General features: G+C 70.5%; 18 protein-coding genes. 11 read left to right on the forward strand and 7 right to left on the reverse strand.

What is annotated here, in order from left to right; translation table 11 throughout:
- Both CF8_RS20955 and lpdA read right to left on the reverse strand, forming a co-directional pair.
- Positions 1-543: biotin/lipoyl-containing protein (locus CF8_RS20955; protein WP_332248891.1), on the reverse strand; the 543-nt coding region annotated here is incomplete at its 3' end.
- A gap of 26 nt (positions 544-569) precedes the next feature.
- Entirely contained in the window at positions 570-1,946 is a 1,377-nt protein-coding gene (gene lpdA, locus CF8_RS11620) for a dihydrolipoyl dehydrogenase (protein ID WP_010833314.1), read from the reverse strand.
- A gap of 81 nt (positions 1,947-2,027) precedes the next feature.
- On the opposite strand from lpdA, the gene CF8_RS11625 reads away from it, so the two are divergent.
- Complete coding sequence (locus CF8_RS11625) at positions 2,028-2,387, forward strand: hypothetical protein (RefSeq protein ID WP_084622858.1); 360 nt, start codon at positions 2,028-2,030, stop codon at positions 2,385-2,387.
- 45 nt (positions 2,388-2,432) lie between these two features.
- On the opposite strand, the gene CF8_RS11630 is transcribed toward CF8_RS11625, so the two are convergent.
- Positions 2,433-3,950 (reverse strand): leucyl aminopeptidase, encoded by a 1,518-nt coding sequence (locus CF8_RS11630; protein ID WP_010833316.1) that lies wholly within the window; start codon positions 3,948-3,950, stop codon positions 2,433-2,435.
- Between the two features lie 54 nt (positions 3,951-4,004).
- On the opposite strand from CF8_RS11630, the gene gcvT reads away from it, so the two are divergent.
- From gcvT to CF8_RS11660, 6 genes are read left to right on the forward strand one after another with little or no spacing between them, the layout of a single operon-like run.
- On the forward strand, positions 4,005-5,129 hold the full coding sequence (gcvT, locus tag CF8_RS11635) for a glycine cleavage system aminomethyltransferase GcvT (protein WP_010833317.1): 1,125 nt from the start codon (positions 4,005-4,007) through the stop codon (positions 5,127-5,129).
- Positions 5,129-5,380, forward strand: coding sequence for a hypothetical protein (locus CF8_RS11640; RefSeq protein ID WP_010833318.1), 252 nt, complete (start codon positions 5,129-5,131; stop codon positions 5,378-5,380). The genes gcvT and CF8_RS11640 overlap by 1 nt, the downstream gene beginning before the upstream one ends.
- Positions 5,380-6,150, forward strand: coding sequence for a class I SAM-dependent methyltransferase (locus CF8_RS11645; RefSeq protein WP_010833319.1), 771 nt, complete (start codon positions 5,380-5,382; stop codon positions 6,148-6,150). Before CF8_RS11640 ends, CF8_RS11645 begins: the two co-directional genes overlap by 1 nt.
- Positions 6,151-6,195: 45 nt before the next feature.
- Positions 6,196-6,927, forward strand: coding sequence for a hypothetical protein (locus CF8_RS11650; RefSeq protein WP_036490825.1), 732 nt, complete (start codon positions 6,196-6,198; stop codon positions 6,925-6,927).
- Between the two features lie 30 nt (positions 6,928-6,957).
- Entirely contained in the window at positions 6,958-7,752 is a 795-nt protein-coding gene (locus CF8_RS11655) for a thymidylate synthase (protein ID WP_010833321.1), read from the forward strand.
- Positions 7,742-8,263, forward strand: coding sequence for a dihydrofolate reductase (locus CF8_RS11660; RefSeq protein ID WP_010833322.1), 522 nt, complete (start codon positions 7,742-7,744; stop codon positions 8,261-8,263). The genes CF8_RS11655 and CF8_RS11660 overlap by 11 nt, the downstream gene beginning before the upstream one ends.
- A 41-nt stretch (positions 8,264-8,304) precedes the next feature.
- Here the strand turns inward: CF8_RS11660 and CF8_RS11665 are convergent, their stop codons facing one another.
- Together CF8_RS11665 and CF8_RS11670 are read right to left on the reverse strand one after the other, a co-directional pair.
- Positions 8,305-8,568, reverse strand: a complete 264-nt coding sequence (locus CF8_RS11665; protein WP_036490827.1) for a hypothetical protein — start codon at positions 8,566-8,568, stop codon at positions 8,305-8,307.
- Between the two features lie 70 nt (positions 8,569-8,638).
- On the reverse strand, positions 8,639-8,851 hold the full coding sequence (locus CF8_RS11670) for a hypothetical protein (RefSeq protein WP_036490829.1): 213 nt from the start codon (positions 8,849-8,851) through the stop codon (positions 8,639-8,641).
- Between the two features lie 70 nt (positions 8,852-8,921).
- Between CF8_RS11670 and dapA the strand changes: the two genes are divergently transcribed.
- Together dapA and CF8_RS11680 are read left to right on the forward strand one after the other, a co-directional pair.
- Positions 8,922-9,812: a 4-hydroxy-tetrahydrodipicolinate synthase gene (gene dapA / locus CF8_RS11675; RefSeq protein WP_010833324.1), complete on the forward strand. Its 891-nt coding sequence runs from the start codon at positions 8,922-8,924 to the stop codon at positions 9,810-9,812.
- A gap of 8 nt (positions 9,813-9,820) precedes the next feature.
- A complete protein-coding gene (locus CF8_RS11680; RefSeq protein WP_010833325.1) occupies positions 9,821-11,512 on the forward strand; it encodes a ribonuclease J in 1,692 nt (563 codons plus the stop codon).
- A 109-nt stretch (positions 11,513-11,621) separates the two neighbouring features.
- Here CF8_RS11680 and CF8_RS23480 read toward each other — a convergent pair whose 3' ends face one another.
- Positions 11,622-14,507, reverse strand: coding sequence for a M4 family metallopeptidase (locus CF8_RS23480; RefSeq protein ID WP_010833326.1), 2,886 nt, complete (start codon positions 14,505-14,507; stop codon positions 11,622-11,624).
- 167 nt (positions 14,508-14,674) lie between these two features.
- Positions 14,675-17,935 (reverse strand): M4 family metallopeptidase, encoded by a 3,261-nt coding sequence (locus CF8_RS23485; RefSeq protein WP_051204203.1) that lies wholly within the window; start codon positions 17,933-17,935, stop codon positions 14,675-14,677.
- Between the two features lie 221 nt (positions 17,936-18,156).
- Between CF8_RS23485 and CF8_RS11695 the strand changes: the two genes are divergently transcribed.
- Both CF8_RS11695 and CF8_RS20970 read left to right on the forward strand, forming a co-directional pair.
- Positions 18,157-20,799, forward strand: a complete 2,643-nt coding sequence (locus CF8_RS11695) for an FtsK/SpoIIIE family DNA translocase (RefSeq protein ID WP_010833328.1) — start codon at positions 18,157-18,159, stop codon at positions 20,797-20,799.
- Positions 20,799-22,610: a helix-turn-helix domain-containing protein gene (locus CF8_RS20970; protein ID WP_010833329.1), complete on the forward strand. Its 1,812-nt coding sequence runs from the start codon at positions 20,799-20,801 to the stop codon at positions 22,608-22,610. Before CF8_RS11695 ends, CF8_RS20970 begins: the two co-directional genes overlap by 1 nt.
- Positions 22,611-22,683 lie beyond the last annotated feature (73 nt).

Raw genomic sequence — 22,683 nt, forward strand, 5'->3', positions numbered from 1 at the left:
GGAGACCTCGAGCAGCGGCTCGTCGACCGCGACGTCGTCGCCGACCTCCTTCAGCCAGCGGGTGACGGTGCCCTCGGTCACGGACTCCCCGAGCGCGGGCAGCGTGACGGAGGTCGAGGCGCCACCACCGGCGGGCTTCGACTCGGCGGCCGGAGCGGCCTGCTCGGCGGGTGCTTCCTGCCCGGCGGGCGCCTGCTCGGCGGCCGGGGCAGCCTGCTCGGCGGGTGCTTCCTGCGCGGGGGCCTGCTCGGCCGGGGCCTCGGCGGCGGGGGCCTCGGCGGACTCCGCGGCGGCGCCACCTTCTCCGGCCTCACCCACGACTGCCAGCACGGCGCCGACCTCGACGGTCTCGTCCTCGGCGGCCTTGATCTCCAGGAGCGTGCCCGCGACCGGCGAGGGGATCTCGGTGTCGACCTTGTCGGTGGAGACCTCGAGCAGCGGCTCGTCGACCGCCACGGTGTCGCCGACCTGCTTGAGCCAGCGGGTGACGGTTCCTTCCGTGACGGATTCACCAAGGGCGGGGAGGGTGACTTCGGAGGCCATGGGCATTCCTTCTGTGTGGGTGGTGGTCACGAGTGGGCGTGCAGGGCCTTGCCAGCGAGCGCGAGGTGCGCCTCGCCGAGGGCCTCGTTCTGCGTCGGGTGGGCGTGGATGAGAGGTGCCACGTCGTCGGCGTGGGCTTCCCAGCTGTAGATCAGCTGCGCCTCTCCGATGAGCTCGCCGACACGGTCGCCGACCATGTGGACACCGAGCACGGGGCCGTCCTTGAGGCCGACCAGCTTGACGAAGCCCGCGGTCTGCAGGATCTGGCTCTTGCCGTTGCCGCCGAGGTCGTAGGTGATCGTGGTGATGTCGTCGCCGTACTGCTCCCTGGCCGTGGCCTCGTCGAGGCCGACCGAGGCGATCTCGGGGTGGGAGTAGGTGACGCGCGGGATGCCGGCCTCGTCGATCGGCTTCGGGTCGAGCCCGGCGATCTCCTCGGCCACGAAGATCCCCTGCTGGAAGCCGCGGTGGGCCAGTTGGAGACCCGGCACGATGTCACCGACGGCGAAGACGCCCTCGACATTCGTGCGGCCGCGTTCGTCGGCGAGCACGAAGCCGCGCTCCATCGCGATGCCCTGCTCCTCGTAGCCCAGGCCGTCGGTCGAGGGGCCGCGACCGACTGCGACGAGCAGCAGCTCGGCCTCGATCACGTCGCCACCCTCGACGGTCACGGCGACGCCGGAGTCGGTGGTCTTGACGCTCTGGAACGGCGTGCTGGTGCGGAAGTCGATCTTGCGCTTGCGGAAGGCTCGCTCGAGGGCCTTCGAGGATGCCGCGTCCTCGGCGGCCACGAGCCGGGGGAGTGCCTCGAGGATGGTGACCTTCGCGCCAAAGCTCGCCCACACGCTGGCGAACTCGCAGCCGATGACGCCACCGCCGAGCACGATCACCGACGCCGGCACCCGGTCGAGCTTGAGGGCGTGCTCGGAGCTGATGACGCGCTCGCCGTCGAGCTCGAGCCCGGGCAGCGACTTGGAGTAGGAACCGGACGCCAGGACGAGGCTCTTCCCGGTGTACGTCGCCGCGCCGACCGTCACCGTGCGCGGGCCGGTGACGCGCCCCTCGCCCTCGATGACCGTGATGCCACGCGACTTGATCAGGCCGGTCAGTCCCTTGAACAGGCGCGCGACCACGCCGTCCTTGTAGGAGTTGACCCCGGCCATGTCGATGCCGTCGAGGGTGGCGCTGACGCCGAACTTGGACGCGTCGCGCGCCGAGTCGGCCACCTCGGCCGCATGCAGGAGGGCCTTGGTGGGGATGCAACCCACGTGGAGGCAGGTGCCCCCGAGGTTGCCCTTCTCCACGAGTCCCACGGTGAGGCCGAGCTGGGCTGCGCGGAGTGCACACGCGTAGCCGCCGGACCCAGCACCGAGAATGAGTACGTCGAAGTCGCCGTCGGTCACGCGGACATCCTTGCACTCTTTGTGAGCCTGTCCACACCGGGTCTGACCCGTCTGCTCCCGGGCGGCAGGCACAATGACGGCATGGGACTGCTGGACCGATTCAGACGATCCGGGCGCGTGCGCCGACCTGCGCGCGACGGCCTGCGCACCGGGTCGACATCGGTGCGCGCCTCCGACGGGCACGACATCGCCCACCTCACCGACTTCGTGACCACGCGTCGCGGCGTCGAGGGATTCGTCGAGCCGCGCACCGCGGTCAGTGACGTGACGCTGCTCCTCGTGGCCCACGACGGCGAGTGGACCCGTCGCCGTGTCCCGAGCGTCCAGTGGGCCCACACGTTCGCCAACAAGCACCAGGTGCCGTCGTACGACGCCGCCGTCGTCGGCATCCCGCAGCGGATGCGCGACTTCAACCGTCGCAAGAAGGCCGGCGGGATCTGACCCCCGTCGCGAGGTTCATTTACATGAATGAACGCCGCGGGGTGCTCACTCCGGGGCGGCGAGCGAGCGGGCGTACTCCACGATCGTGGTGACGCCGAAGCCCGTGCCCCCGGAGGGGACGTGGCCGTAGGGCCCGCCGGTGTTGATCTCCTTGCCGGCGATGTCGAGGTGGGCCCACGGCAGGCCGGCGGTGAACTCGCGCAGGAACGCCGCGGCCATCAGCCCACCGCCCCAGCGCACCCAGTCGTGCTGGAGCAGGTCGGCGATCTTGGAGGCCTTGATCCGCTCGGTCATCTCCTCGGGGATCGGCATCTGCCAGTGCTGCTCGCCCGCGCGGGCGCCGGCGGCCAGCACCGCGTCGACGATCTCCTGGGAACCGAGCACGGCGCCGACCTTGTCGCCGAGCGCGAGCTGGAGGTGGCCGGTGAGGGTGGCGACGTCGACGATGATGTCGGGCGCCTCCTCGGTGGCGAGCACCAAGGCGTCACCCAGGAGCATCCGGCCTTCGGCGTCGGTATTGGCGATCTCGACGGTGGTGCCGCCGTACATCGTGACGACGTCGCCGGGGCGGAACGACGAGCCGGAGACCATGTTCTCCGCCATCGGCGCGAAGGCGGTGACCTTGACCGGCAGCCCGAGCTTCGCGATGGCCAGCGTCGCGGCGATGACGCACGCCGCGCCGCCCATGTCGCCCTTCATCCCGACCATGCTCGAGGCCGGCTTGATGGTGAGGCCGCCCGAGTCGAAGGTGATGCCCTTGCCGACCAGGACGAGATGGGTCGTGGCGTCCTTGGGCGACCAGGTCAGCTTGGCCAGCCGGGGTGTGGCGTCCGAGCCGTTGCCGACGGCGAGGGTGCCGCCGAGGCCGCGCTCGGTCAGCGTCGCGTGGTCCCAGATCTCGAGGTCGACCTTGGGGGCGCCGCGGCCCTTCGTCGCCGCGCGGTGGGCGTCGGTGACCGCGTCGGCGAATCCGGCGGGGGTGAGATGGCCGGGCGGCTCGTTGACCCAGTCGCGGGTGAGCCGGACGGCGTCGGCGAGCACCTGTGCCTCCTCGAAGGCGGTGATCGCCTCGCCCTGGCGCGCGACGGGGCTGAGGACGACGACCTGGCCGGCCCCCGACGACTCGTCTGCCTTGGCCGCGGAGGTCTTGTGCAGCGTGTAGGTGTAGCCGCCGAGCAGGTGGCCCTGGGTCACGGCGTCCACCAGGCCCGGGGTGTCGGCGGGCAGCGCGATCGCGACCGACGCGGCGTTGGGCACGCTGCGCGCGGCGACGCCGGCCGCGCGGCGTACGGACGTCTCGTCCGGCTCGGCACCCAACCCGACGAGCACGAGCAGCTGGGCGTTGATGAGGCCGTTGGCCGGGATGCGCACGGCCTCGCCGGCCTTGCCGGTCACGCCGAGCGTCGAGAGAAGGGGTTGCCACTTGCGGCCCCAGGCCTCGGCGACGTCGGCGCCGGCGTCGCAGACGACCGGTCCCTTGTCGGAGGCGAGGACGCCGACCACGACGGCCTCCGCCCGGGTCTTGGCGGGGCTCGCGCTGCGCAGCGTGTACGTCGTCGTCACCCGGGCACTTTAGGTCAGGGCGGAGCCGCGAGTCGCTGGGGTAGGTTTCGGGCCATGGCTGACGCGAACCTCAAGCAGTCCCCACTGCACGACCGCCACGTCGCTCTCGGTGCGAAGCTCGCCGAGTTCGGTGGCTGGTCCATGCCCCTCGAATATCCCGCCGGTGTCGTCAAGGAGCACACGGCCGTCCGAGAGTCGGTGGGCATCTTCGATGTCAGCCACCTCGGCAAGGCGATGGTCAGCGGCCCCGGCGCCGCCGACTTCGTCAACGCCACGCTCTCCAACGACCTCGCCAAGATCCAGCCCGGCAAGGCGCAGTACACCCTGTGCTGCGACGCCGAGACCGGCGGCATCGTCGACGACCTGATCGCCTACTACCAGGACGACGAGCACGTGCTGCTCGTCCCCAACGCTGCCAACACTGCCGAGGTCGTGCGCCGCCTGCAGGCCGAGGCTCCCGACGGTGTCTCGGTGAAGGACCACCACGAGGACTACGCCGTCCTCGCAGTGCAGGGCACCAGGTCCGACGAGGTCCTGGAGCGCGTCGGGCTGCCGACCGGCCACGACTACATGTCCTTCCTCGAGGCCCAAGTCCCCGACGTCCTCGGCTCCGAGGTCGGCGTCGTGGTGTGCCGCACGGGCTACACCGGCGAGCGCGGCTACGAGCTGATCGTCCGCAATGCCGAGGCCGGCGCCCTGTGGGATGCCCTGCTCGCGGCCGGCGAGGAGTTCGGGATGCTGGCCTGCGGGCTCGGTTCCCGCGACACACTTCGCACCGAGATGGGCTACCCGCTGCACGGCCAGGACATCACCATCGACGTCAACCCGGTCGAGGCCGGCCTGAGCTGGGCCGTCGGCTGGAAGAAGGACGCCTTCTGGGGTCGCGACGCGCTCCTGGCCGTCAAGGAGGCCGGGCCCAAGCGCCTCCTGCGCGGCCTCGTCGCCACCGGTCGCGGCATCCCGCGCCCGGGCATGGGCGTCACGCTCACCCAGGACGTCCCGCTGTGCGACATCACCTCGGGCACGTTCTCCCCGACCCTGAAGAAGGGCATCGGGATGGCGCTGGTGCCCACGATGGTGCACCCCGAGGCCGAGGTCGGCGTGGACGTCCGCGGCCGCCGCGAGATCTTCCAGCTGACGAAGCCGCCGTTCGTCGACACCTCGGTCAAGGAGTCGTGATGCTGCCCGACCAGCCGCCCACCTTCCGCCAGCCGTCGGCCGCCGAGCGCCCCTGGTGGTGGCGCCTCGAGGACGCGGCCGGCAACGAGGTCGCGGCCGACGAGTTCGCCGGCAAGCGCTTCCTCTCGCAGGCCGACGCCGAGTCGTGGGTCGGGGAGATCTGGGCCGAGCTGGCGGAGGCCGGTGTGGACGCGGTGACGCTGTTCGAGCACGAGCGCCAGGTCTACGGACCGATGTCGCTGCACGCCTGATGGCAGAGGGCCTCTGGGACGACGTCGCAGCGGCCTACGACCGGTCCTTCGCGACGCTGTGCTCCGGCACCGCACCAGCCCTGCTGACGCGGATCCCGTCCGGGTCGAGGGTGCTCGACGTCGGCTGCGGATCCGGCCACCTCACGGCGGCCCTGCTGACGGCTGGCCACGTGGTGACCGCGGTCGACCCCGATCCCGAGATGGTCGCGCTGGCGAGCTCCCGGTCGGGAGCTGATGTTCGTCAGGGTGGGCTGCCCGACCTGCCGTTCGACGACGCCCCGTTCGACGTCGTGCTGGCCAACTTCGTGCTCAATCACGTCGACGACCCGCGTGCGGCGACCCGTGGGCTGGTGCGCGTGGCGCGATCTGGTGGGCAGGTTGCTGCGACGGTGTGGCCGGCCTCGCTGATGCACCAGGCGCAGCTGTGGAACGACCTGCTCGATGCGGCGGGCGCCGTACGCCCTCCCGCGCCGCGGTTGGCGCCGCACCTCGACTTCGAACGCTCGTCCGAGGGCCTCGGGTCGCTGCTGTCCGAGGCCGGGCTCGACGTCATCGAGGCGAGCGCGCCGCGATGGGACTGGAGCGTGCGCCCTGAGGACTTCTGGGCCGGCGCCACCACGATCGGTAACTTCGGGGTGACCTGGCGGGCCCAGTCGACCGCGGTGCAGGAGTCGATGCGGGAGTTGTACGAGGACTTCGCTGCGCCTTGGCTGGTGGGTGAGCACCTCGTCTTCCCGGTCGAGGCAGTGCTGGTGACGGCGTCGGCCTGACCCATCCGGGACGACGGGGGCGCCGAACACACCCCGGAGGTGCGGATGGACACCCACGACGACTTCGTGGCCGCGCGCCGTTCCTCGCTGGTCGAGGAGTTCGGCGGGGGAGCGAGGGCCGAGGCCGCCGTCGACCGCGCGCTTGGGCGCTGCCGGCGCGGGTGGCGCAGGCTCGAGCAGACCACCGATGTCGAGGCACACGTCCGTGACCTCGTCGCCGAGGAGCTCGAGCGTCCGCGTCGCCGACGGTTGACGCTGTACGCCGTCGGGGTGCTCGCCCTCCTCGTCGCCGGCGCAGTGGTCGTCTCGCTCCTGCCCGCGCCGCCCGCCGTGCGCGAGGAGGCCAACCGGGTCCCGGTGCCGTGGTTCGCCGACGGCGAGCTGCACCTGGCCGACGTCGTGGTGTCGCTGCCCCGTGCCGGGTCGTTCGTGCCGCTGGACGAGGGCGTCGTGATCGAGCACGAGGACGGCTCGCTGCTGATGGTCGCGGCCGACGGGGACGTGTCGGACTTCGACGAGGCCATGCCCGAGGAGCCGGCGCCGGACCTGCCGCCGCCGTCCGAGGGAGGCACCCCGGGTGACCGGCGCCTCGACGTCGTCCTCGCGCCGGGCGGCGAACCCGTGCACCTCATGGAGATCTCGCTGTCCCGGCACGAGGCCGAGATCTACCTGCGCCAGTCCGAGACGGTGCGCAGGATGTTCCTCGTCTGCCGCGATCGCGACTGCACCTCGATCCGCCGTGTCGTGGTCGCGGGCGCCGACGTGCGCCTGCGCTGAGACCTGCCGAGTCCGCAGTATTGTCGGCGCATGCAGGCCTACCTCGACCTCCTCCAACGGCTCCTCGACGACGGGGTGGAGAAGTCCGACCGGACCGGCACGGGCACCTACAGCGTCTTCGGTCACCAGATGCGGTTCAACCTCGCCGAGGGCTTCCCGCTGGTGACCACCAAGAAGATCCACACCCGGTCCGTCTTCGGCGAGCTGCTGTGGTTCCTGCGCGGCGACACCAACGTCAAGTGGCTCAACGACCGCGGCATCTCGATCTGGGACGAGTGGGCCGACGACAACGGTGATCTCGGCCCGGTCTACGGCTACCAATGGCGCTCCTGGCCGACGCCCGACGGGCGCCACATCGACCAGATCGCCCAGGTCGTCCAGCAGATCAAGGACAACCCCGACAGCCGCCGGCACATCGTCTCGGCCTGGAACGTCGCCGACATCGGCGACATGGCGCTGCCGCCCTGCCACACCCTGATCCAGTTCTACGTCGCCGACGGCAAGCTCTCGTGCCAGCTCTACCAGCGCTCCGGAGACGTCTTCCTCGGCGTGCCGTTCAACATCGCGTCCTACGCCCTGCTCACCCACATGGTCGCCCAGGTGTGCGGCCTCGAGGTCGGCGACTTCGTGCACACGATCGGTGACGCCCACCTCTACTCCAACCACGTCGACCAGGCGCGCCTCCAGCTCACCCGCGACGTCCGCCCGCTGCCGCGACTGGTGCTGAACGAGTCGATCACCGAGATCGACGGCTTCGACCTCGAGGACATCGGCCTCGAGGGCTACGACCCGCACCCCGGCATCAAGGCCCCCGTTGCCGTCTGAGGGCTCGGACCGCGTCACCCTGGTCGCGGCGTACGCCGATGGGCGCATCATCGGCGACGCGGGCTCGATCCCGTGGCACATCAGCGAGGACTTCGCCCACTTCAAGGCCGTGACCATGGGCGGCGTGCTCGTCATGGGCCGCGCGACCTGGGACTCGATCGGTCGCCCGTTGCCCGGACGCACCACGATCGTGCTCACCCGGTCGACGACCTGGCAGCCCGGCTTCGACGGGGTGCTCGTCGCGCACTCCCTCGACGAGGCGCTGGGCCTGGCCGCCTCGCTCGGTGAGGTCTTCGTGGTCGGGGGAGCGCAGGTCTACGAGCTCGCGCTGCCGCGGGCCACGCACCAGGTGCTCACCGAGGTCGACCTCGCGCCGCCCGGTGACGCCCGCTATCCCGTCTTCCCGCTCGACGAGTGGACCGAGGTGCGCCGGGAGTCGCGGCCCGACCTCGGGCTGGACTGGGTGTGGTGGGAGCGCGTCAGCCGCGTCGTCGAAGACAGCGGTATCTGACGGTCACTGGGTGACTGTGGACCACCGCTGTCCTGCGTCGCTCAGGAGTAGCGGTGGCTCTTGGCGGCGTGGCCGTGCTCGCGGGTGCAGGACCGCCCGCTCATGTTGCGGTGACCGCACAGGGCGGTCTCCGCAGCCTCGGTGGCAGCGGGCTCGGCAGCCTTCTTCGCCGGTGCCTTCCTGGCGGTCGTCTTCTTCGCCGTCGCCCCAGTCGCCGCGGGCTGCTTCGCAGCCGGGGCGGAGGTCTTGGCTCGTGCGGCATTCTCGGCGTAGCGCGCTTCGCGCATCGCTCGCAGTGCGTCCATCTTGCTCATCGTGTCTTCACGACGCACACGCTAGGCGACGGCACCGACAGTGCCAGCCGGGAGCCTCGGCTCAGAGCTTGACCAGCTTGCGGTAGGGGCTGGTGATGCGCATGGCCTGCCCACGGAAGTCGACGGTGACCGCTGCTGGCTCCATGCCGATCACCCGTCCGACGCCGTGTGCGTCATGGCAGACCAGGTCGTCCATCGCAAACGTCTCGATGGTCGGCTCGGGTTCGGCCTGGAAGGGACTGCTGGCGAGGTGGCGGCGCACTGGAGTAGACATCAGTACCAGTATGCGCCTCTGGCAAGGCCGTGGCCTACTCATGGGTCCCGGGCGGGATAGCCTGACCCCTATGACAACCGCAGCACCGTTCGGCCGCCTGTTGACCGCGATGGCCACGGCGTTCCACGACGACGGGTCGGTGGACCTTGAAGCAACGGCCAAGATCGCCCGACATCTCGTCGACAACGGCAACGACGGAGTCGTCGTCAGCGGCACCACCGGAGAGGCCCCGACCACCACCGTGGCCGAGGACGGCCAGATCCTGCAGGCCGTCATGGACGCGGTCGGCGACCGTGCCTCGGTCATCGCCGGCGTCGGCACCAACGCGACCGCCCACTCCGTCGAGCTGGCCGAGCAGGCCGCCAAGATCGGCGTCCACGCAGTGCTGCTGGTCACGCCCTACTACAACAAGCCGAGCCCGGCCGGGGTCCTGCACCACTTCCGCAGCGTGGCCGAGGCCACCGACCTGCCGGTGATGCTCTACGACGTCCCCAGCCGCTCGGGCATCCCGATCGCGCTCGAGACCTACGAGCGGGCTCGTGAGCTCGCCAACGTCACCACCGTCAAGGAAGCCACCGGCGATCCTGCCCACACGGTCGCGCTCACCCAGCTCGGCTACACCGTCTACTGCGGCGACGACGCCGCGACGCTGGGTTACCTCGCGTACGGCGCCGCCGGACTCGTCAGCGTCGTCGGCCACGCCGCAGGGCGCGAGCTCAAGACCATGATCGAGGCCTACCTCGCGGGCAACCAGCGCGAGGCCCTCGAGATCCACACCCGGCTCGTGTCGGCCTTCGACGCCGTCATGGGCGTCACCAACTACGGAGCTACAACCGCCAAGGCAGCCCTGGAGCTGCTCGGCGTGCTCGACAACCGGAACGTGCGAGGTCCGCTCGTTCCTCTCGACGACGACGAGGTCACCGCGCTCCGCGCCGGGCTCGCCGCGTCGGGCCTGATCTGAGGAGTCCCTTGAGCCATCCGCATCCCGAACTGAGCACGCCCGCGCCACTGGTCGAAGGGGGCCTGCGCGTCATCCCGCTCGGCGGCCTCGGCGAGATCGGTCGCAACATGACTGTCTTCGAGTACGACGACCGATTGCTGATCGTGGACTGCGGCGTCCTGTTCCCCGAGGACCACCACCCCGGCGTCGACCTGATCCTCCCCGACTTCGACCCGATCCGTGGCCGGCTCGACAAGGTCGAGGCGCTGGTGCTGACCCACGGTCACGAGGACCACATCGGCGCGACGCCGTACCTCCTGCGCGAACGCGGCGACATCCCGCTCGTCGGCTCCGAGCTGACCTTGGCCCTGCTCGGCTCCAAGCTGCGCGAGCACCGTCTCAAGGAGACCGTGCACCACGTCGTGGCCGAGGGGGAGACGATCACCTTCGGGCCCTTCGTTCTGGAGTTCATCGCGGTCAACCACTCCATCCCCGACGCGCTCGCGGTCGTCATCCGCACCGGCGCCGGCGTCGTGCTGCACACCGGCGACTTCAAGATGGACCAGCTCCCGCTCGACGGCCGGATCACCGACCTCAACGAGTTCGCGCGATTGGGCGACGAGGGCGTCGACCTCTTCATGACCGACTCCACCAACGCCGAGGTGCCGGGCTTCACGACCTCCGAGAAGGACATCGCGCCGGTCCTGGAGGGGGTCTTCCACAAGTCCGCCCAGCGGATCATCGTGGCCTGCTTCGCCTCGCACATCCACCGGGTGCAGCAGGTCATCGACGCCGCCGTCGCCAACGACCGCAAGGTCGCCTACGTCGGTCGCTCGATGGTGCGCAACATGGCGATCGCCAAGGAGCTCGGCTACCTCAAGGTGCCGGCCGGCGTGCTCGTCGACGCCAAGGAGCTGGCCGACCTGCCGGTCGAGCGCCAGGTGCTCATCTCTACCGGGTCGCAGGGCGAGCCGCTGAGCGCGCTGAGCCGGATCGCGCAGCGCACCCACTCCTTCGTGCACCTCGAGGAGGGCGACACCGTCGTCCTGGCCAGCTCGCTGATCCCGGGCAACGAGAACGCCGTCTACCGCGTGATCAACGGTCTCGCCCGCTGGGGCGCCAACGTCGTGCACAAGGGCAACGCCCTGGTGCACGTCAGCGGTCACGCCAGCGCCGGCGAGCTGCTCTACTGCTACAACATCGTCAAGCCGCGCAACGTGATGCCCATCCATGGCGAGATCCGGCACATGCGTGCCAACGCCGCGCTCGCGATCGCGACCGGCGTGCCGGCCGACCGCGTCGTCATGGCCGAGGACGGCGTCGTGGTCGACCTCGTCGACGGCGTCGCGAAGATCGCGGGCAAGGTCGCGTGCGGCTACGTCTTCGTCGACGGCTCCAGCGTCGGTGACATCTCCGAGTCCTCCATGAAGGACCGCCGGGTGCTGGGCGAGGAGGGCTTCATCTCGGTGATCGTCGTCGTCGACTCGGTGACCGGCAAGGTCTCCGGAGGGCCGGAGATCCACGCCCGCGGCTTCGCGGAGGACGACTCCGCCTTCGACGCCATCAAGCCGCAGATCATCGACGCGCTCGCCAAGATCGCCGCCGACGGGGGAGCCGACTCCTACCAGATGCAGCAGACCGTACGCCGCGTCGTCGGTCGCTGGGTGAACAAGAGCCTGCGTCGCCGGCCCATGATCATCCCGGTCGTCATCGAGGCCTAGTCACGGGCGGTCGCGACACCGCGACCTCCCCTGACACAGCTTCCGAGACACACAGAGGGCCCCGGCACCAGGTGCCGGGGCCCTTCGCGTCGTGCGGTCGATCAGGGTGTCAGCGGCGACGCCCCTCGGTGCCTGCCGCGGTGGCGGCGGGCGCCGGGCACGTGGCCACCTCGACGTTGTCGACGGCCCAGCCCTCGAGGCCGCCACAGCCGTCACGACCGATGTCGAAGCGGAACGTGACGGTGTCTCCTGCCTTCACACCGGCCTGGGTCAGGTCGACCTGGGAGGTGCCCCACGAGCCGCCGATCTCGCCGCCGTCGGTGCCGGTGAACCCGTCCTCGCCTGCCAGCGGGTTGGTGTTCGTCGAGGCGTCGAAGATCTTCGAGGGCTTGTTGAAGGTGTAGGCAGCGGCGGGGATGACCATGAAGTCGCCACCGTTGATGCTGACCTTGACGTTGCCGCCGTCATAGCCCGACTCCGTCGAGACGTAGTGCTCGAAGGACAGGCGTGCCGCGCCGGCGGCCGGGATGCTCACCGACGGACTCGTGATCGAGTCCCGGCTCGAGAAGTCCCCGGCGCCGTTGGAGCACTGACCACGGTCGGGGGCGGGGCCGAAGGCCACACCACCTGCGTGGTCACCGGGTGCGGTGGACGAGGCCTCCCACGGCTGGCCGAAGCCACCCGCGAACACGACCTGCTGCGAGGCAGTCCAGCCGGCGAGCCCGTCCTCGAAGTCCTCGGACCAGACCTGCGTCTCGGTGCCACCCTCGCCGCACAGGGCGGGGATGTTCGGGTCGAGCAGGGGCTTGAAGTTGCACTGCACCGGGTCGGTGCGCAGCTCCACGGCCGCGGCCATGTTGCCGACCTGAGCGCAGTCGGCACGTCGGATCGAGTCGGCCGGGGCGGTCTTGGCGTTGGCCGCCGTCGTGAGGGTCGCGATGGGCTGACCGACGAGGTCGAGGCACGACGCAGCCAAGGCGTCGGCGTGGTCGGCGAAGTCGGTGGTGGGCGTCTGGTAGTCCACCATCGCGCGGAAGTAGATCGCCGCGGACTTGTCGAGGCCCAGGCCCTTGACCGTGACACCGTTGTAGGTGCCGCCGTCGACGAGCAGCGCATAGCCGTGGTTGGGCACCCCGGAGTTGCTGTGCACGCCGCCGCCGTCGTCGGTCGCGCAGTAGTACTCCGCGTCCGAGACCTTGCCCGGGTCACCGTGGCAGGTGGGCGACCACATGTCGCGGATCGCGCCGCCGAAGGCCGAGGAGTCCTCACCCATCAACCAGCGGTACGTGTCGGCACGGTCGCCGGAGGCGTCCTTCATCGTGATGTTGACCGGGCCGTTGGGAAGCTCGGACTTGATCAGGTTGCCGTCGCTGAGCCGGATGCGCACCGCCGGGATGGTGATGGCCGGGTCGACACCGGACATGCCGGAGGGGGTGGCCTCGACGTTGTCCGCGACGAGCACGGCGGTGGCGCCGGCTGCCTGGGCGTTCTTGACCTTGATGGTGAAGGCGCAGGAGCCGCGGTCCACGAGCGCGACCTTGCCGGCAACGGCTGCGCCGTTGGTCAGCGCGGTGCAGGCGTCGGAGGTGCTCGGGCTGGGGGTGCCGTCGGGCAGCGGCTGGCCGTTGTCGACGGCCAGGACCACGTCGCCGGACACGCCCGCGCCGTCGAGCTGGGGGCCGAAGGAGGCCGCGCCGGCCTCGCACTCCTTGGCGATGGTGGCCGGGGAGTTGATCAGCACGATCGGACGGGCGGGGGAGTGCGTGGAGCACACGCCGACCTGTCGCTTCGCGGTGATGTCGCCCTCGTCGGCGTCCATGCGGCCGTTGATCAGGTCGACGGTCTCGCCCCAGATGTCGGAGTAGGACTCGTTGAGCGCGCCCGACTGCCACTGGTAGATGAGGCCGTGGGTGTACTCGGTGTAGGCGTGGCCCCACTCGTGGGCGACGACGTCGTCGGAGGAAACCCCCGAGCAGTAGTTGGTGGTGACGCCGTTCCAGTTGGCGTTGGGGCACGAGATGCGCGGGTCGTTGTTGACCGTGATCATCTTGTGGCCGGCGTCGTCGTAGGAGTCGCGACCGAAGGCGTTCTTGAAGAACCAGTAGGACTCACCGGTGGCGAGGACCTCGTTCTGCTGGTCCACGTCGAGGCGGCCGGGGAACTTGTCGCCCTCTTTCCACTTCAGCCCCTTGCGGGCGTAGGTGGCTTCGTAGAGCTCGCGGTAGAGACCGTCGTGGATGAGGGAGTAGCGGTTGACCAGCTTGCCGGTGGCGGCGTCGAGGGTCAGGACGTCGCGCACGTTGGCGTCGTTGGAGACCTCGACGATCCAGGCGAGGATCGCCTTGCCGGCTTCGCCCTTGGTCGAGCCCAGGCGGTAGACCGCCAGCTCGGTGGAGGCGGCGCGGATGCCCGTGGTGTCGGCGTCACCCTCGTGGCCGGGCGGGTTGGCGCGCACGGTGCCCACCGCGCGCTCAGCGGCTCCGGCAGCGGTGATCCGCGGCGTGGTCGACATCGACAGGTCCGGCGCGGCGTAGCCGTTGACGGACGTCAGGTCGCCCTGCTTGTCGACGTGAGCGCGCAGCATCGAGCCGAACACGGGCACGCCCTTGTAGGCCTGGGTGTAGCTGACCGTCCAGCCGGACGCCGAGGACGTGACGCCCTCCTGCGTGAGCTCACCGGGTCGCGCGCCGAAGTTGGCGGCGTACTTGGCGAGGTAGGCGTCGGCCTTGGCGGCAGCGGCGGACTTGCTCGATGCGCCTCGAGAAGGCATGAGGTCGCCGGACTTCTGGGTCAGGCGGATGAAGCCGACTCGCTTCGTCGCGCTCTCGCCGGACACGGCGACGAGGCCGTCGGCCTCGTTCTTCATGGCTTGTACGCCGTTGTCGGCGGCGGCCGCGGACGTCGCGGCCGGGGTTGCTTGCGCCTGCAGCGACGGAACGGCAACGAGGCCGGCTCCGAGCATCGCCAGCGCGACTCCTTGCTTGAGGAGCTTCACGGGGGTTCCTCCCAGTTCGATTGCCACCCGGAGCCGAGGTGTGTCCGAGTGATCCACGTCACCATACGAATTGTGACGTGACACCGATAGCCCTCATCGAGAGTTGTTTGTAACAATCTCTGGTGCCGGCCGACTGCCGGGCCCCCGCTCCTTCACTCAGCTGTCCGTCAGGCGATGACCCTCAGACGGACGCTGTCCTTGCTGCGCAGCGTCGCGGCGGACCCGAGGTAGGTGGCCGCCACCTTGTGCTTCCCGACGCGGAGCAGGCGCCTGACCTTCAGCACGGCGCGGCCGTCCTTGAGTCGGACGACCTTGAGCCGCGTGCCATCGAGCTTGAGCTTGACCTTCCCGTCGACGTCGACCACCGAGCTGACCTTGACGATCACCTTGAAGGCCTTCCCGCGCACCACCGTCCGCGGCTTGACCTTGACCTTCGTCGACGTGGCCGCCTTGGCAGGTGTCGTCGGTGTGGTGGTCGGGGTCGTGGGCGTGGTGGTCGGGGTCGTGGTGGGCGGGGTCGTGGGCGTGGTGGTCGGGGTCGTGGTCGGCGTGGGCGTCGCCACGACCTCACAGGCCTCGACGACGACGTTGTCGACGTACCAGCCGTCGATGCCGTTGCAGCCGTCACGTCCCATGTCGAAGCGGAGCTTGACCGACGCGCCGGCCGCGGCGACCTTGGCGAGGTTGATCACCGAGGTCCCCCACGACCCGGCCATCTGGCCGCCGTTGGTGCCGGTCCAGGCGGCTTCGCCACCCATCGGGCCGGCATCCGGGTGGAGCGTGCCGCCCGGTGCGTTGTGGAGATAGGCGTCGGCGGGCACGAGCTGGAAGGCTCCGCCGTCGACGCTGACCTTGACGTTGCCGCCGTCCCAGGTCGCCTCGGTCGCCACGTAGTGGTCGAACGAGAGCCGCGGCGTGGCGCCGGCCGGCACGGTGATGGCCGGGCTGATCAGGCCGTTGCGGCTGGTGAGGTCACCAGCAGCGCCGCTGCAGGATCCCTCGACCGGGTCCGGGCCGAACGCGACACCGCCGGTGTGGCCGGCGGGGGCGGTCGTGGATGCCTCCCAGGCGATGCCGGAGCCGTCGGGGAAGCCGATCTCCTCGTCCTGGGTCCAGGTCCAGCCCTCGAGGCCGTCCTCGAAGTCCTCGGTGTAGCTGGCCTTCGTGACCGTGCCCGTGCCGCACTCGAGCTTCGGAGCCCCCGGCGCCAGGAGCGGCTGCCAGTCGCACTGCGCGCTCGGGTCGAGGCGCAGCTCGGTCTCCGCGATGGCGGCCGTCACCTTGGCGCAGTCGGCCACAGTGGTGCCGCCCACGACGAGCTCAGGCTCGACGACGCCGCCGTCGGACCCGTCCGGGTCGGTGGGGTTGCCCAGCGTGACCTTCTCGAAGCTGATCCCCGTCAGGTCCGCGCACGACGCCTCCAGTCCGTCGGCCAGGTCGGGGAAGTAGGACGACGGGGTCAGGTAGTTGGTCTGGGCGTGCCAGAACAATCGCGCCGCCTTGTCCAGCCCGATGCCGCTCGTGCCGGAGCCGTCGATGCCGTCGACCAGGATCGCGAACGTGCGGTTGACGACGCCCGAGTTGGAGTGGACGCCACCGCTGTCCTCGGACCCGCAGGTGTACTCGGCGTCGGAGACCTGGCCCGGGTCGCCGTAGCAGTTCGGGTTCCACATGTCGCGGATGGCACCGCCGAAGGCGGGGTCGGACTCGCCGGAGAGCCAACGGTGGGTCGGGTCGGCGGGGGAGGGCTTCGCCTCGATGTGGAACGACACGGGCCCGCCGGCGGACTTGAACTTCGCACCGTCCGCGTTGGAGACCATGACGCCGTAGATCTCGGAGTTGCCGGCCATGGACCCCAGGGTCTGCGTTGGTGTGTTGCCGACGACGATGCCCAGGGCGCCGGCAGCCTCCGCGTTGTCGATCTTGACCGCGAACGAGCACAGGCCGCGGTCGACGTAGACCCACTTGCCGGTGATGACGGCGGCGTTGGTGAACGGGGAGCAGCCGTCGGTCGTGGTGCCGATGGTCGTGCCGCTCCCGTCCTTCTCCGCCTTGTCGATCCCGACGACCGCGGTGGCGTTGACGCCGGCCTGGGTGATGACCGGGCCGAAGGACGCGGGGACGTTGACGCAGGGACCGGCGACGGAGGCGGGCGCCGTGATCGTCATGTTGGTGGCGGCCCTGGTGTACTCCGAGCACCGTCCCGGGGTGCGGTGCACCGTGGTGCCCGAGCCGGGCTCGCCCACCTCGTTATGGCGGGTGTTGAGCATGTCGACGGTCTCGCCCCAGATGTCCGAGTAGGCCTCGTTCATCGCGCCGGCCTGCCACTGGTAGATCAGGCCGGAGGTCGACTCGGTGTAGGCGTGGCCCCACTCGTGGGCGACGGTGTCGTCACGGGTGACGCCGGTGCAGTAGTTGGTGGTGACGCCGTTCCAGTTGGCGTTGGGGCAGCTGATCCGCGGGTCGTTGTTGACCGTGATCAGCGTGGCGCCGTTGCCGTCCCAGGAGTCGTAGCCGAAGGTGTTGCGGAACATCCAGTAGGCCTCGCCGGCGCCCCGGACCTCGTTCTGGTGGTCCTCGGTCATGTGGGGGGCGGGGTAGGGCTCACCCTCACTCCAGACGTGTTCGTAGCCGGAGAAGTCCTGGCGCGCCTCGTAGAGCTCGCGGTCGAGGGCGTGGGCGATCATCGACCAGCGGTTGAGCGGCTTGCCGGTGGCCGCGTCGAGAATGAGCGTCTCGCGGATCGTCGACCTGTTCCAGACCTCGACGACCCAGGCGAGCCTGGCCTCGCCGTCGATCCCGCGGGTCGAGCCCATGCGGTAGATCTCCAGGTCGGCCGAGCGGACGGTGAGGCCGTCGGCGAAGGAGGCGGGCAGGCCGTCCTCGTGGCCGGCGGGCTTGGCCCTAACCGCGGCGAGGGCGCGCGCCGATGCTTCGTCCTCGGAGACGGTGGGAGTGACGGAGAGGTCGAGGGCGGGAGCCGCGAAGCCGTTGACCGACGTCAGGTCGCCCTCCCGGTCGACGTGCGCCTTCAGCTCCGCGGCGAACACCGGGACGCCCTGGTAGCTCTGCTCGTAGGTGACGGACCAGCCGGCGCGGTCGGCGTGGACCTCGGCCTGCTCGAGCTCACCGGCGCGGGCACCGAAGGCGGGGGCGAACTTCGCGAGGTAGACGTCGGCCTTCGCAACGGCGCTCGCGCGGTCGGTGGCGAGCCGGCCGGGCATCAGGTCGCCCTTGGTGCGGACGAAGCCGAGCTTGCCGGTCGCGACCTGGTCGTTGACGACCACAGGCCGATCAGCCTGGTCGCGCACCTGCGCCAGCAGCGATTCGCTGGCCGGTGCTGGCGCTGCCTGCGCTCCGAGGCTGGGCATGGCCGCCAGACCAGCCCCCACCATCATCAGCGCAAGCCCCGTCCTGAGCGGCTTCACGTGGGGGCTCCTTCCCTGCTCCCGGACGCGTCTCGCCCGGAGACCCTGCAACACCATTGGGAGCATTGTCCGTCACTGGCCCCTCGAGCGGATGGTTTCGTGCGACACCTGCGCTTGACCCGTTTGTCCGCCGGTGACCGGGCTGAGGGGGGCCGGCAGATGTCGACCGACACGCAACTGTGATGCATGGGGCTGGTGTGACTTGGGACTAGGGTCGAACCATGGCGACCCGTACGTCTTCCCCGCCGGGTTCGCGGAGTTCGAGCACGTCCAAGACGAGTGCGAGCACGCGATCTCGGGGTACCAGTTCCAAGCGACCGACCACCAGACCGGCTCGCGGCTCTGCCGCGCCCGCACGCGGCTCGGCCAAGGCCGCCGCCAAGGGGCGCTCGCGCGCTCCGGCGAAGCGACCCGCGCCCCGCGCCGTACGCAACGGTCCCGGACCCGTCTCTCGCACGTTCGGCGCGCTCGGTCACGTCGTCGCCTCGATCTGGCTGGGCATCGCCCACACGGTCGGCGCGGTCGCGCGCTCGATCGGGCGCTCGGCCCGTGACCTCGAGCCCGAGCACCGCCGCGACGGCGCCGGGCTGTTCCTGATCGCGCTGGCCCTGGTGATCGCGGCTGCGGTGTGGTGGCAGCTGCCCGGCGGCGTGATGGAGTTCCTGCGCCAGATGACCGCCGGCGCCGTCGGCAAGGTCGGCTGGCTCGTGCCGTTCTTCGTCCTCTATGCCGGATGGCGCACGCTGCGCGACCCCGAGCACAACGGCCCCGTCGGGCGCCAGGTCATCGGCTGGTCCGCCTTCGCGCTGGGCCTGCTGGGCATCGTCCACATCGCCAACGGCAACCCGCAGCCCGAGCTCGGCGACGCCAGCCAGCTCCAGCAGGCCGGCGGTGCCGTGGGCTTCGTGATGTCGAGCCTGCTGCTCGACCTGCTGCGCACGGCGTACGTCGTCGTGCCGGTGCTGGTCCTGCTCGCGTTCTTCGGCGTCCTCATCATCACCGCGACGCCCGTCTACCAGATCCCGACGAAGCTGGCCGCGACCCGCGACAAGCTGCTCGGGCGCACGCCGCCGAGCCCCGAGGACGAGCTGGCCGACACCGGCACCCGGCCGATCCGCACGCGCCGCAGCAGCATGCTCGACGAGATCGACCCGGAGATGGGCGACAAGCCCTACGACACCCCGATGCTCGAGGACCGCGAGGTCAAGAGGCGCCGCAAGAAGAAGGACGAGGCCGCCACCGAGCCCGGCGTCGACCTCGGCATCGACCTGTTCGCCGACGCCCCCACCGAGGTCGCTCCGGTCGTGGAGCCCACGGTCGACGGCACCGGCGAGCTCGTCGCGCCGCCGCACACGCCGCTGCCGCAGCGGGTCGAGCAGCTCGCGCTGTCCGGCGACATCACCTACTCACTGCCCAGCAACGAGGTCCTCAAGCCCGGGTCGGTGCACAAGCAGCGCTCCAAGGCCAGCGACGCGGTCGTCGAGCGGCTGATGCAGGTGATGGACGAGTTCGGCATCGACGCCGCCGTCACCGGCTACACGCGCGGACCGACGGTCACCCGCTACGAGGTCGAGCTCGGTCCGGCCGTCAAGGTCGAGAAGGTCACCGCGCTGTCGAAGAACATCGCCTACGCGGTCGCCTCCGCCGACGTGCGGATCCTGAGCCCGATCCCGGGCAAGTCCGCGATCGGCATCGAGATCCCCAACGTCGACAAGGAGATCGTCTCCCTCGGCGACGTGCTCCGCTCCAACACCGCGCGCTCGGACCACCACCCGATGGTGGCCGGCCTCGGCAAGGACGTCGAAGGCGGCTTCGTCGTCGCCAACATGTCGAAGATGCCGCACCTGCTGGTGGCCGGCGCCACCGGCTCGGGCAAGTCGTCGTTCATCAACTCGCTGATCACCTCGATCCTGATGCGCTCGACGCCCGACGAGGTCCGGATGATCCTGGTCGACCCCAAGCGGGTCGAGCTGAACGCCTACGAGGGCGTCCCACACCTGATCACCCCGATCATCACCAACCCCAAGAAGGCTGCCGAGGCACTCGCCTGGGTCGTGCGCGAGATGGACATGCGCTACGACGACCTGGCCAACTTCGGTTTCCGCCACATCGACGACTTCAACAAGGCGGTGCGGGGCGGCAAGGTCGAGGTGCCGCCCGGGAGCGAGCGCAAGCTGGCGCCGTACCCCTATCTCCTGGTCATCGTCGACGAGCTCGCTGACCTGATGATGGTCGCCCCGCGCGACGTCGAGGACTCGGTCGTGCGGATCACGCAGCTGGCGCGTGCGGCCGGCATCCACCTGGTGCTCGCGACGCAGCGACCGTCGGTTGACGTCGTGACCGGCCTGATCAAGGCCAACGTGCCGTCGCGGCTCGCCTTTGCGACCTCGTCGCTCGGCGACAGCCGCGTCATCCTCGACCAGCCCGGTGCGGAGAAGCTCGTCGGACAGGGTGACGGACTCTTCCTGCCGATGGGCCAGAGCAAGCCGGTCCGGGTCCAGGGCTCCTGGGTCACCGAGGCCGAGATCCACCAGGTGGTCAGCCACTGCAAGACGCAGCTGGAGCCCACCTACATCGAGGACGTGACCGCGCCCGCCGCGGCCAAGCGCGAGATCGACGACGACATCGGCGACGACATGGAGCTCGTCATCCAGGCCGTGGAGCTGGTCGTCTCGACGCAGTTCGGCTCGACCTCGATGCTCCAGCGCAAGCTCCGCGTCGGCTTCGCCAAGGCCGGCCGACTGATGGACATCATGGAGAGCCGCGGCGTCGTCGGGCCCAGCGAGGGCTCGAAGGCGCGTGACGTGCTGGTGAAGCCCGATGAGATCGATGCAGTGATTGCCACACTTGAGGGGGACGCGTGATGGGTGCTGCCGAACTTCGCGACACGGACCTGGAGTCCGCGGCCGGCTCGGAGACGACGGAGTCGTTGTCGCTGACGCCGGACGCGGTGGAGGTGCGCCGCAACGCCGGCCTCGCCGCCGGCGTCGGCGCGATCGCCTCGGCGGTCGCGATCGCCTACCTCGCGCGGGCCGTGGGCGGAGGGGGAGCGCTGGACTGGTTGCTGGCCACGGTCATGGGGCTGCTGGGCGGCTACTGGCTGCTCACCTTCGTCGATGCCCGCACGCCGTTGCTCGTGGCCGATGCCCACGGAGTCCGGATCCGTCTGGGCCGCACCTGGCGCGGGTTGCCGTGGAGCGCGGTCGAGCACGTCGAGCACACGCCCCGACGCGGGCTGCTGCGCGACGGCCGCCTCGTCATCAGCGCACACAACGAGGAGAAGCTGCTCGCCGAGCTCGACTCCTCCGGACGTCGCCAGGCCAAGCTCTCCACCCGGTTGTACGGCGCGCCGTTCGCCGTACCCCTCGGGCTGGCCACGCAGGTCGTGGGTGCAGGCGACGACCTGGGCACCGCGCTCGAGCAGGTCGCCCACCAGGCCGGTGACGTCGTGGTCATCGACCCGACGCTGGCCACCGCCGTCGAGGAGAGTGAGCCGGTCGAGACCGCGCCCCTCGACGAGGAGGACGACACCCCGCACGCCCGTCCCTCGCTGCGCGACCCGCGGCCGTTGCTGGCCGCGGGCATCGCCAAGCTCGCGTCCATGGCACCGAAGCGCCGACTGGTCGACGCGGACGAGGACCTGCTCGACGAGGTCGAGGACGACGTCGACGTCGACGTCGACGTCGACGTCGACGTCGAGGACCTGCTCGACGACGAGCCCGTCGTCGCCAGCGAGACCCCCGCGCCGCTGCGCGAGTCCACGGCCGGTCGGCGCAGCGACGCGCGCCTCGACCTGCCCGTCGAGGAGACCGAGCTCGAGGGTCGCGAGCTGCGACGCCCGGGCAGCGTCAGCCTCGTCGAGGACACCCAGGTCTGGGGTGATCGTGTGCGCCCGATCGCCAAGGGCGGCGACGCGGTCGACCCGATCGTGCTCGACGACTTCGAGGTCGAGCCGGCCGTCGACCCCGTCATCGGACCGGAGCTGGCCGCGGCCCGCACGCGGCTCGGCCTCAGCGTCGACCAGCTGGCGGATCGCACCCGCATCCGCCCACACGTCATCGAGTCGATCGAGGTCGACGACTTCGCCCCCTGCGGCGGCGACTTCTATGCCCGCGGGCACCTGCGCACGCTCGCGCGGGTGCTCGGTGTCGACGTGGCGCCGCTGCTCGCGTCCTACGACGAGCGCTACGCCCACGCCGAGATCAACCCGCGTCGGGTCTTCGAGGCCGAGCTGGCCACGGGCGCGAACGGCTCGATCCGCAGCACGCGCGGCGGCCCCAACTGGTCGATGCTCGTCGCGGTGGTCATGGCCCTCGTGCTGTGCTGGTCCATCGCGCGCCTGGTCATGGACGCCCCGCCGGAGCTGCGCGGCTCGGCCCCCGTCCTCAACGGGTCCGGTGGTCCCGGTGGCGGTGGCTCGACCAGCCTCGGCGACCCCGTCCCGGTCGTGCTGAGCGCGACCACCGGCGGCGCCCACATCGTCGTGCGCGACGGCGCCGGCGAGATCGTCTTCAAGGGCAACCTGGCCGTGGGCGACACCAAGGAGCTCGACGCCGCCCCGCCGGTCCGCGTGCAGACCACCGACGGGGCCGTCACGGTCTCCCTCGACGGCGAGGACGCCAAGCCGATCGGCGAGTCCGGTGTCGCCGGGCAGGGCACCTACGTCGCCCGCTGACTCCAGCCCTCTCGATGGCCCCGTCTCCTCGTGAGACGGGGCCATCTGCGTCTGTGTGGCGACCCCCACGCGC

Source organism: Nocardioides sp. CF8 (assembly GCF_000389985.1).
GTDB lineage: Bacteria > Actinomycetota > Actinomycetes > Propionibacteriales > Nocardioidaceae > Nocardioides > Nocardioides allogilvus.